Below are 11,297 nucleotides of genomic sequence, written 5' to 3'. Positions count from 1 at the left end.
AAAAATTATATATAAATTTTCATGTATATATTATTTTGTAACTATGCAGTTCTTTAAATTAAACATATTCATCTAAAAGGAGGTAATCATGAAAATAGGCATCGGAAATGATACGGCAGGTACAACATTAAAATATATAATACTTGAGCATTTAAAAGCTAAAGGCTTTGAGGTTATTGACTTCGGAGCTGCAAGCGGTGAGACAGTTGAATATCCCACTGCCGCTAAAACTGTATCGGAAGCTGTTTTAAAAGGCGAAGTTGATAAAGGCATACTTTTATGTGCGACAGGAATAGGTATCTCCATGGCTGCAAATAAGATAAAGGGCATCAGAGCCGCATTATGTGCTGACAGTTATTCTGCCAAGATAGCTGCGGAGCATACTGATGCACATATAATAGCAATAGGAGCAAAAATTGTAGGAGAAGAAGTTGCAGTGGATATAGTAGACTCATTTTTAAACTCCAAATTTTCAGGAGGAGTTTTTAAAACAAGAATAGATTTAATGTCAGAACTTGAAAAATAATTTTTTTAAATAATTTCTTCAATATGAGACAATAATATATAATATACAAATTTCTTTAAAAAATTTAAGGTGAGTATGACTCAAGACGAGTCATACTCACCTTATTATTTAATTATTTTTATTTATCTTTGTAATTCCGATACCTGTAAAAGCCCATACTAAGGCAAAAATCATTCCTGAATAATTTAAAATAGCGTATGGTAAATAATTTAATGTTGCCACACCTAAGGTGCTGGCCATATACGCACCGGCTGCCGTCCATGGAATAAGGCACTCCGTACATGTTACAGAATCTTCCAATGTTCTTGATAATACTTTCGGATGTAATCCCATCTTAAGATATGCTTCTTTAAATGCTTCACCCGGCATCAATATAGATACCTGTCCGTTACTTGTAACTCCTGTTATTATAAGACATGTAGCTATTGTTGATGCAACAAGTTTAAACGTAGAATCAATCTTTTCAAGCATCTTTGAAATTACAACATCAAGAGAGCCTGTGACCGTCATAGTTCCGGCAAATGAAATAGCACATACTGCAATAAGAAGAGTATTCATCATTGACATCATACCGCCTCTATGAAGCAGTCTGATAAGTTCAGGTGCTACATTCTCTTCACTCATTCCCACCATTCCGACATTAAATCCGTTTAATGTAACCTCTACAATACTCTTCAGATCCGCTCTCTGGAAAACTGCCGCATTTATAAGTGCTATTAATGATGCCAACAACATAACGGGTATTGTAGGTTTCTTTGTAATAGATCCTATAAGCACTATTGCAAGTGGAATCAGTAGTAAAATATTCCATTTAAACATATTATCAAGTGTACCTGTAAGAATATTTATAGTTTCCGGTACTACTATATTGTTTTTAGCTCCAACCTGACCCATTATAAAATAAAATATTGAAGCCAAAATTGCGGAGCTGCCTGTTGTCCACAACTGATTATATACATGTTCATATAAATCAACTCCACATACCGCTGAAGATAGATTTGTGGTATCAGACAGAGGTGATAGCTTATCTCCGAAATATGCTCCTGAAACCACCGCACCTGCAATCAATGCAAGGTTTGCATCCATTCCTATTGCAACACCCATAAATGCCACGCCTATAGTTCCGGCAGAGCCCCATGAAGTTCCTGTAAGCACTGACACTATAGCTGTAAGCAAAAATGCTGTAAGTGCAAGATATTTAGGGCTTATTAACTTCAATCCGAAATATATAAGCATAGGTATTGTGCCTCCAAGCATCCATGAGCCTATCATAAATCCAACTATAACTAAAATTAACAGAGCACCCCATACTTTAGCTATTTTTGTTGCTATTTCTTTCATTATCTCATCATATGAATATCCTAATATTCCGGCTTGAATACCGGATACTACTGCCGCTAAGACAATCAAAGGCTCCGCCGGCAAGCCTAAAAATCCTATTCCGACACCCAGAATTATAAGCATTGCCAATATTGGAAACATTGCCTGAAATATTGTCGGTTTTCTTTTTGTATCACTCATAAATTTCACCCCAATTTATATTATTTTTAAATCTTAATAAAGCTTCTTCCAATTTCGCCTTTGGAAGAGCAACATTTACTCTAAAAAATCCTCTACCGTCTTCACCAAATCCGCTACCTAATGAAAATGCAATATGTGCTTTATATAACATTAAGTCCTTTAACATTTCCTCAGAAATTCCGGTACTTCTGTAATCCACCCATAATAGATATGTTCCCTCAATATCTGCTACTTTAAACCCTTTCATTTGTGTTTCAAAAAATTCTTTTGCAAAGTCTATATTTTCTTTTATTTTTTCTTTTGCAAGTTCAAGCCACTCTTTACCGTATTCATAAGCCGCTATAACCGCCGGTATACAAAAATAACTTGGATTATGTATTCCTGCCTGTTTTAATAAATGTTTAAATGATTTTCTTAAGTTTTCATTTTTTATAATTATATTACTTGCCTCTAACCCTGCAATATTAAAATTCTTAGATGTTGACAGTCCTATTATTATATTGTCATATATATCATAATATGAAGCATAACTTATAAATTTATTTTTCCAAATAAAATCCGCATGTGTCTCATCTGATATTATAAGAACCCCATATCGTTTACAAATTTCTACAGTTTTTCTTATTTCTTCCTCACTCCATACTCTTCCTACAGGATTATGTGGAGATACTGAAATAAAAATTTTTACTCCGCCTTTTATTTTTTCCTCAAAATCCTCAAAATCTATCTCATAATGTCCGCTGTCCAATATCAAAGGACATTCCACAAGCTCTCTGTCATTTATTCTTATCGCATTTTGAATAGGATCATATAGAGGTGTAAAAACAAGTATTTTATCATTTTTCTCTGTATAGTTTTGTATTATTAAGGATATAGCCTGAATGATTCTTGGACAATATACTATCCATTCATTTTCCGGACAAAAACCGTAATTATTTTTTGCCCATATCTTTGAAAGTTCTATATACTTTTCACTTACATTTGTATACCCGTAAATCCCATGATTTGCAGCATCTATAACCGCATTTACAATCTCAGGTGCTATCCTATAATCCATATCCGCCACTGTTAACGGTATCAGATCCTCAATTCCATATTCATCAATTATTTCATCCCATTTTGCACAGTTTGTATATCTTCTTGAAACTATATTGTCAAACAATTGCTCCCCCTATCTATAACTTTATTATTTATAACTAAGTGTATAAAAGTTACTTATACACTTAGATTATGACTTTCCTGTTTTATGATTTGAAACCACATCAAAGACTACCGCTCCTAAAAGCACAGCACCTTTTACAATATATTGGAACTGATCCGGTAACCCGAGTATTGACATTCCCTGGTTAATTACACCTAAAAGTATAGCTCCAATCATTATACCCTGTACCGTTCCGGAACCGCCATACGCTGATGCTCCGCCTATAAAGCATGAAGCAATTGCATCCATCTCATATGAATTTCCCATATTTCCGTCAACGGAACCGATACGAGCTCCTACTAAAAGTCCTGATAATCCTGCTAAAAGGCTCATCAAAAAGTATGCCCAAAAGTAGACTTTTCTCGGATCAATTCCCGACAGTCTGGTTGCCTTTTCATTGCCTCCCACTGCATAAAAATATCTTCCGAATACTGTTGAACTTGTAATAAATGCAAATATCGCTACTACAACAAGTATCCATATAAGCATAATCGGAATGCCTTTATAACTCATAAGTTTATATGCATAAAATAATATTACAAGATCAAATATAGCCACTTTTATTGCTGTTGCATTTATACTTGCACTCTCATAACCTTTTTTCATTTTATTTCGCTCTGAAATAAAGGTATAGGCTGTAATAACTATAGCTACAAGTATTCCTACCGCCATTGATGAAATAACTCTTTGATTTACGTCAAGTCCGGGTATTTGTATATATGATGTAAAGAGACTTAGAAACTTCTTATCCATTACGGCAACGGTCTTTGAATCCAAAATAACTCTGGCTATACCCCTGAATAAAAACATACCTGCCAATGTACATATAAAAGGAGGTATATGTATATATCCTATAAGCCATCCCTGCCATACACCGATAATGCATGCCACTGTAACGGATGATAATATGGCAATTAAAGGATTTATTCCCATGCTCAGCATCTTAGCTGAAAGTGCGGCTGAAAGACAAAGAGTCGATCCTACTGAAAGATCTACATTTCCTCCGGTAAGTATACAAAGAAGCATACCGCAAGCCATTATAAGCACATATGCATTTTGCAACAGCAGGTTTGAAATATTCTGTGCAAGAAGAAGTCTTCCACCTGTCAGATATGTAAAGAATACAAACACAACTAAAAGTGCAAGTACCATAGTATATTTTTTTACAAATTTATTTGCATTCACTTTTTACCTCCTGTCAACCGGTGTACAATCCGACTTTAAAATTGTACTCATTATCTTTTCCTGTGTAGCTTCTTCTGCACTGAACTCTCCGGTTATCTTTCCCTCATTCATAACATAAATCCTGTCACACATTCCTAAAAGTTCCGTAAGATCTGATGAAATCATTACCACTGATTTACCCTGACTGACCATATCATTGATAATGGAGTATATTTCATATTTTGCACCTACATCTATTCCTCTTGTAGGCTCATCCAGAAACAAAACATCAGGTTCGGCAAACATCCATTTGGACAATAGAACCTTTTGCTGGTTCCCTCCCGAAAGATTTCCCACCTTTTGCAAAACAGATGGAGTCTTTGTTTTCATTGCCTTTACATAATCTTTTGCCACCATATTTTCTTTTGCAACATCCAACACACCCCTTTTGTCGGCTATTTTTTCCATTCTTGCCAAAGTGGTGTTTTTTGATATTGTTTCAGAAAGTATCAATCCGTCAGTCTTTCTATCCTCAGTTACATATGCCAGACCGTTTACTATGGCATCTCTGGAACTCTTAAGAAAGACCTCCTTACCGGCAATAAATTCCTGACCTGAAATATGACTTCCATAGCTTCTTCCAAAAAGTGATTTTGCAAGTTCGGTTCTTCCGGCTCCCTGCAATCCCGAAAATCCCACGACCTCACCTTTTCTTACAAAAAAGTTTATATTATCAACTACACATTTTTCAGTATATATAGGATGATATACAGTCCAATTTCCGGCTTCAAACATAATTTCATCACTTATATTATGTTCTCTTTGAGGATATCTGTCTTCAAGCTCACGCCCTACCATACCTTTTATTATTCGTTCTTCATTTATAGAATGATTGGAATTATCTATAGTCTCTATAGTCATCCCGTCTCTTATAACTGTTATCTCATCAGCTACATATGCCACTTCCTGCAATTTATGAGTGATGATTATTGATGTTATTCCTTTTTCCTTTTTAAAACGAATAAGCATATCAAGTAACATCTTTGAATCCTCATCATTCAATGATGAAGTAGGTTCATCCAATATCAGAAGCTTTACATTCTTTGATATTGCCTTTGCAATCTCTACAAGCTGCTGTTTTCCGGTTCCTATGTCCTTTATCAAAGATTGTGTACTTTCATTTAATCCCACCGCCTTCATGGCAACAGCTGCCTGATGAAATGTTTCATTCCAGTCTATAATACCGAATTTGTTTTTTCTTTCATTACCAAGAAACATATTTTCGGCTATTGTAAGTTCCGGAATCAGTGCAAGCTCTTGATGTATTATTACAATACCAAGGTTCTCACTGTCATGTATCTTTTGAAATTTACACTCTTGATTATTATAAAAAATCTGACCGGAATATTCATTATATGGTATGGTACCGGAAAGAATATTCATAAGTGTCGATTTTCCGGCTCCGTTCTCTCCTACCAAAGCATGTATACCGGCTCTTTTGATTTGTAGATTGACATTATCTAAAGCCTTCACTCCGGGATATTCCTTTGTAATATTTTTCATTTCCAAAATATAGTCTTTCAATATATCCGCCTTTCTGCTAAATATGCCAATGTTATGATATTGGAGGCAAATGCTTTTGCCTCCAACAGTGTACTGCCAATAAAATCCGGAGTCTCAATATTTACTGTACCGGATGCGGATATCCGTCACTTCCCATTGTATAATATCCTGTATCCACCAATTCCTTTTGAATATTGTCTTTGGTAACTGTTACCGGAACTAATAAATATGACGGTATCACAGCAGAACCGTTATTATATGATGATGTATCATATGTACAATCAAAGTTCCATCCTGATTTTTTTATCAATGATTCGTCAGGCTTTTCTCCTTTTAATATAGACTCTCCTAAGTTAAGTGTAGCAACCGCTTCATTTGCAACAGCCTTGTATACAGTCATTGTCTGCTTGCCGTCTATAATATTTGCAAGATTTGCCTCATCACCGTCCTGACCTGTAATGATTATTTCATTATTTCCGGCATAATCTGATTGAATGGCCTGAGTAACTCCAAGAGCTGTTGAATCATTTGAACATATCGCAGCATCAAGCTGTGTTCCGTTTGAATAATAAGAGCCTAAAATATTTTGGAATCTTGATAAAGCTTTTGAAGTATCCCACTGTGCCGTTCCGACCTGCTCAAATGTTGTCTGACCTGAAGGAACCACTACTGTTCCCTTGTCTATATAAGGTTTTATAACATCCATTGCTCCATTAAAGAAGAAAGTTGCATTATTATCAGCCGGATCTCCGCCTGTAAATTCAATATTGAACTTTTTATCTCCCGCATTTGCAAGACCAAGCTTATCTGCTACAAACTCTCCTTGAAGTTTTCCCACAGTATAATTATCAAATGATACATAGTATGATATTGCATCTGTGTTCATAATAAGTCTGTCATAGGCGATAACAGGAATATTCTGATTCTTTGCTTCAGTCAAAACCTGTGCAAGTGATTCACCGTCTATTGCGGCTACTACAAGCAAATCCACCTTATCTGCAATAAGTCCTTCTATGTCCTTTACCTGTTGGTCAATCTTATTATCAGAGTATGTCAAAGATACATTATATCCCGCCTTTTCAAACTCTTTTTCCAGGTATGAACCGTCTCTGTTCCATCTTTCAAGTGATTTTGTAGGCATTGATATGCCTATCTTTCCGCCCTTTGCATCAGTCTTTTGTGAACCGCTCTCCGACTTGGAACTCTCAGACTGTGACTGTTCAGTCTTTGACGGCTCAGGTCCGTTTCCGTCTGTACATGCCGCCAATGACATAGCCATCATACCGGCAACCACAAATGCAAATAATTTCTTCAATTTCATAACTTCCTCCTTAAAATTTCAAAATGATCTTAACCATTTTTATTATTATCCGAACAATATATTATTCACTACGCTCTCAAGATATTCCTGTCTTCCTGATTCCGGCAGTTCAGGCTTTTTAAGCTTTGCGGCATACTCGGCACACTCTATCAGTGTCACTTTTCTGTTTCTTATCTTCTTACCTATTCCTGAATTATAACTTGCATATCTTTCTTTAACAAAATCATCTATTCTTCCGTCTTCTATAATTTCCGCCGCCTTAATAAGTCCAAGTGCAAATGTGTCCATACCTGCTATAAAGCCATAGAACATATCATCGGCTGTATTACTTGGTCTGCGATTCTTTGAATCAAAGTTCAGACCTCCACGGAGTCCGCCTGCCTTTAATATTTCATACATAGCCAATGTAGTATCATAGACATTTGTAGGGAATTGATCAGTGTCCCATCCAAGTAATGTATCTCCTTGATTGGCATCTACCGACCCCATCATACCGTTGACTGCACATACTCTTAACTCATGCTGAAAAGTATGACCTGCAAGTGTAGCGTGATTTGCCTCAATATTTAGTTTGAAATCTTTATCAAGTCCATATTTTCTTAAAAAACCGATTGCAGTTGCCGCATCAAAATCATACTGATGCTTCATAGGCTCCTTCGGCTTAGGCTCAATATAAAAATCTCCCATAAAGCCTATACTGCGTCCATAATCTCTGCACATTGTAAAGAGTGTTGCTATATTTTCCTCTTCAAGCTTCATATCTGTATTTAGAAGTGTCTCATAACCTTCTCTGCCTCCCCAGAATACAAATCCCTTTGCTCCAAGTTTTACGGCATTTTCAAGACCTTTCTTTGCCTGTGCCGCTGCAAAGCAAAATACATCTGCACTGTTTGAGCTTCCTGCACCGTTCATAAATCTTGGATTACTGAACATATTGCAGGTTGTCCAAAGACATTTAATATCGGTATCCTTTGTTTTTTCTAAGATATAGTCTGTAATCTCATCCAAACGTGCATTGGTAACATTTATATCTTCCTGATCCTCAGGTACAATATCCGTATCATGGAAGCAATAATACTTTATACCAAGCTTTTTCATAAATTCAATGCCTGCATCCACTTTAGCCCTTGCATGCTCCATAGTACCGGAGCTTTCACCAAAACTTTTATCGACAGTACCCTGTCCGAACATATCCACACCACAGGCACAAAGATTATGCCACCATGCCATAGCAAATGATAAATGTTCCTCCATTGTTTTGCCCATTATCACCCTTTTGGCATCATAATATTTGAAACTAAGTGGATTTTTACTATCTCTGCCCTCAAACTTTACAGGTGATATGCCGGGAAAAAATTCTTTCATAAATATGTCTCCTTTCAATGCAATAGTACATATAATGTTGTTTTTTGTTTTCACTCTTATTTCTATATCAGTATAATAACTGTTTTATGTATGTAAATGTTGGTAATCTTGTTATGTATTGACGTTAATATTGCTATTTTATATTGCTATAATATATAGTTTGGAATATACTTAAATCAACAGTAACAAACCGACTGAAAAATATTTAAATAAAAATATTTTTACTTAGTTTTCCAATTTGCCGGATTTTTATAATATAAGGATTTTTTATGGATTTTGACTTCAATAAAAGTGTAAAAACTGAATATGAGATTATAAGACATACAAAAACAAATTCACTTGCTATGCTGATAATTGAGATACTTTCAAGATGTGTGCACTGTCATTCTGATTTAGAGATTGGTATGCTCCTTGACGGCAGTATTGACCTTGTTATTGACAATGTGGTGTTTGCACTAAAAAAAGGTGATATCTATATAGTAAACAGATATCAGCCACATTCTTTTTTCAGTCATAAAAGCCACAATAAGATTGTGATATTTTTGATAAATCACGCTTTATATAAGAATATCGGACCTGATATTATTTATAAGACAAACCATATAATATATAATGAAAAACATAATTCACTTTATAAAACTGTTTTGGAATGTGCCATATGCTATGCAAGTGACACTGCTTTTACAGAGATCGGTGCTACCGCAAAGGTACTGGATCTCATATATCAACTTACTAAAGTAGCCAATCCATTTATTGATGAACAAAGCACAAAGCAAAGTAAATCAAAGGCAAAGCATCTTCAAAAAATTACAGACTTTATTTTCGAACACCATGCTGAAAATATATCACTGACAGATATAGCTGATTTAGTGTCCCTATCTACTTATTATGTATCACATTTTATAAAGAAAATGACCGGAATGACATTTACCGCATACCTAAACAGTATCAGATTTGACCATGCATTTTCATTAATTACTAAGACCAATCTTAGGATAAGTGATATTTGCTGTGAAACAGGATTTTCCGACAGCCGCTACTTAAATAGAATGTTTAAAGAAAAGATGGGAATAGATTTACAGGAATACAGAAAAAACATGGGTAAGATTGAACTTCCCCTTACAGACCAACCCTATATGACGGTACAGACACATGTACCACAAAGTAAGTTTATGTCGGTGCTTGAAAAATATTATGAAGAGAATTTGAAAGAATGATATTATTAATCTGAATTATTATTTTCTACATCTCAACAAAGAAAAGACGACCAAAGTTGAAAACTTGATCATCTTTCTGTTAGTATAATTTTGCTATGATTATTTAATATTATCCACTATTCTGATTTAAGATAAAACTGTGCATATCCATCTTCATATTGTAGATAAATTGGATTACTAATATCTTGTTCTACATTAGCATAAATAGCTTGCCCAATATCTAATCTACAAGCCATAAAATCTTCTGTTGGTTTTTCTTTATTATTTACAGCCTTAACTTCTCCAACTTTTAAATAATTTTCCGGCAAAACATCATTAAAACCTGTTGCATAATAATAGTATACTTGTTGATTGTACATAATCTGAGGCTGCTCTATCTCACCGGATATACCTCCTGTATTTTCTGTACTCTGAAAACTTGTATCTCTGCAAGAACTCAAGGTCAAACCTAAATAGCAAACAATACATACCATTGAATATCTAAATGCTTTCATTACTTATATATCCTTACTTTTGACATAAAGTCATTATAGTTTCCCCATTGTTTCTCAACTACTTGACTGCTCCAACCATCCATAAATTTACAAAATTGACCACTTTTTGCACTCCTTATTCCTACGCAGGCTGTAATATGCCCTACATTTTTACTGTACGGACTTCCAGCTGCAAAGCCAAGCAAACATGGTCTTGAATTTGTTTCTGATTTAACATCTGAAAAACTTGGACTCCACTTGTTATTCACAGAAACTGAATAGCTGCTACTCTTATTTTTAATATATTTTTTTATTGTATTAAGTTTAAATAAGCGTTCTCATTTACAATAGCCGGCATAGCATTAACGTATAGATATTTTACCGAAGAACTATTTTCAATATTTAACGTTTCAGCCGCAGTATCGTATTCCGGTATTCCTGAAGAAAATTCCAGCACATTTGCCCCTGAAGCGTCTACTATTACATAACCTTCATTATTATTGTTCTTAAGGTAATACAAATCGCCTAAAACTGTTTGAATATCTGAGTCAAATAACTCATAACCATAAACAATATCTACATTATTCCATGACTCATAGCCTTCATTATCATCAGAGCTATTTATTTCTGAAACAAATTCTTTTACAGTTTCTGTTCCTTTATCTGTCTGAGCTGCCCATATAGGAATAGTTAACTCGACTTTTTAAGAGGTAATGTATCAACCTGAACCTGCTCACCTAAATCAATCTTTTCGAGACGATATTTCCAGTGATATACTACCGGGTCGGCGTTGACTTCCTCAAAATACTTATATATTCGCTCCACCAGTTCCTCTTTGCTATTAACACGAATACCCTTTAAGGACTGTCGAGTAAGCTTACTAAAGAATCCTTCAACAAGGTTCAACCATGAACCGTGTTTTGGAGTAAATACAAATTCAAATCTT

At 35.0% G+C, this 11,297-nt stretch carries 10 protein-coding genes and 1 pseudogene; 2 read left to right on the top strand and 9 right to left on the bottom strand.

The window, feature by feature from the left end; genetic code table 11:
- Positions 1 to 88: 88 nt before the first annotated feature.
- Positions 89 to 526, top strand: a complete 438-nt coding sequence (gene rpiB, locus HMPREF0381_RS08045; RefSeq protein WP_008751461.1) for a ribose 5-phosphate isomerase B — start codon at positions 89 to 91, stop codon at positions 524 to 526.
- Positions 527 to 634: 108 nt separating this feature from the next.
- Here the strand turns inward: rpiB and nhaC are convergent, their stop codons facing one another.
- From nhaC to xylA, 6 genes are all read right to left on the bottom strand, one after another.
- Positions 635 to 2,047 carry a Na+/H+ antiporter NhaC gene (gene nhaC / locus HMPREF0381_RS08040; protein ID WP_008751460.1) on the bottom strand — a complete coding sequence of 471 codons (1,413 nt, stop codon included), beginning with the start codon at positions 2,045 to 2,047 and terminating at the stop codon, positions 635 to 637.
- Positions 2,040 to 3,209 (bottom strand): MalY/PatB family protein, encoded by a 1,170-nt coding sequence (locus tag HMPREF0381_RS08035; protein ID WP_008751459.1) that lies wholly within the window; start codon positions 3,207 to 3,209, stop codon positions 2,040 to 2,042. Before HMPREF0381_RS08035 ends, nhaC begins: the two co-directional genes overlap by 8 nt.
- A gap of 66 nt (positions 3,210 to 3,275) precedes the next feature.
- Entirely contained in the window at positions 3,276 to 4,433 is a 1,158-nt protein-coding gene (locus HMPREF0381_RS08030) for a sugar ABC transporter permease (protein ID WP_008751458.1), read from the bottom strand.
- A gap of 3 nt (positions 4,434 to 4,436) precedes the next feature.
- Positions 4,437 to 5,996, bottom strand: a complete 1,560-nt coding sequence (locus HMPREF0381_RS08025; RefSeq protein WP_008751457.1) for a sugar ABC transporter ATP-binding protein — start codon at positions 5,994 to 5,996, stop codon at positions 4,437 to 4,439.
- A gap of 100 nt (positions 5,997 to 6,096) precedes the next feature.
- Positions 6,097 to 7,296, bottom strand: coding sequence for a substrate-binding domain-containing protein (locus HMPREF0381_RS08020; protein WP_008751456.1), 1,200 nt, complete (start codon positions 7,294 to 7,296; stop codon positions 6,097 to 6,099).
- Positions 7,297 to 7,341: 45 nt separating this feature from the next.
- Positions 7,342 to 8,661: a xylose isomerase gene (xylA, locus tag HMPREF0381_RS08015; protein WP_040461296.1), complete on the bottom strand. Its 1,320-nt coding sequence runs from the start codon at positions 8,659 to 8,661 to the stop codon at positions 7,342 to 7,344.
- 269 nt (positions 8,662 to 8,930) lie between these two features.
- Between xylA and HMPREF0381_RS08010 the strand changes: the two genes are divergently transcribed.
- Positions 8,931 to 9,878, top strand: a complete 948-nt coding sequence (locus HMPREF0381_RS08010) for an AraC family transcriptional regulator (protein WP_008751454.1) — start codon at positions 8,931 to 8,933, stop codon at positions 9,876 to 9,878.
- Positions 9,879 to 9,994: 116 nt separating this feature from the next.
- Here the strand turns inward: HMPREF0381_RS08010 and HMPREF0381_RS08005 are convergent, their stop codons facing one another.
- From HMPREF0381_RS08005 to HMPREF0381_RS14620, 3 genes and pseudogenes are all read right to left on the bottom strand, one after another.
- Positions 9,995 to 10,372 (bottom strand): hypothetical protein, encoded by a 378-nt coding sequence (locus HMPREF0381_RS08005; RefSeq protein ID WP_008751453.1) that lies wholly within the window; start codon positions 10,370 to 10,372, stop codon positions 9,995 to 9,997.
- Positions 10,372 to 10,620, bottom strand: a complete 249-nt coding sequence (locus tag HMPREF0381_RS08000) for a hypothetical protein (protein WP_008751452.1) — start codon at positions 10,618 to 10,620, stop codon at positions 10,372 to 10,374. The genes HMPREF0381_RS08005 and HMPREF0381_RS08000 overlap by 1 nt, the downstream gene beginning before the upstream one ends.
- A 421-nt stretch (positions 10,621 to 11,041) precedes the next feature.
- Positions 11,042 to 11,297: pseudogene (locus tag HMPREF0381_RS14620) on the bottom strand (IS630 family transposase); the annotation flags it as partial.

It is taken from the genome of Lachnoanaerobaculum saburreum DSM 3986, from assembly GCF_000185385.1.
In the GTDB taxonomy this organism is placed as follows: Bacteria; Bacillota; Clostridia; order Lachnospirales; family Lachnospiraceae; genus Lachnoanaerobaculum; species Lachnoanaerobaculum saburreum.
This window is presented reverse-complemented; position numbering and strand designations above follow the sequence as displayed.

Coding starts and splice junctions, on each gene's coding strand:
- HMPREF0381_RS08010 (WP_008751454.1), top strand. CDS start 8,931: ATGGATTTTGACTTCAATAAAAGTGTAAAAACTGAATATGAGATTATA.
- nhaC (WP_008751460.1), bottom strand. CDS start 2,047: ATGAGTGATACAAAAAGAAAACCGACAATATTTCAGGCAATGTTTCCA.
- HMPREF0381_RS08020 (WP_008751456.1), bottom strand. CDS start 7,296: ATGAAATTGAAGAAATTATTTGCATTTGTGGTTGCCGGTATGATGGCT.
- HMPREF0381_RS08005 (WP_008751453.1), bottom strand. CDS start 10,372: ATGAAAGCATTTAGATATTCAATGGTATGTATTGTTTGCTATTTAGGT.
- rpiB (WP_008751461.1), top strand. CDS start 89: ATGAAAATAGGCATCGGAAATGATACGGCAGGTACAACATTAAAATAT.
- xylA (WP_040461296.1), bottom strand. CDS start 8,661: ATGAAAGAATTTTTTCCCGGCATATCACCTGTAAAGTTTGAGGGCAGA.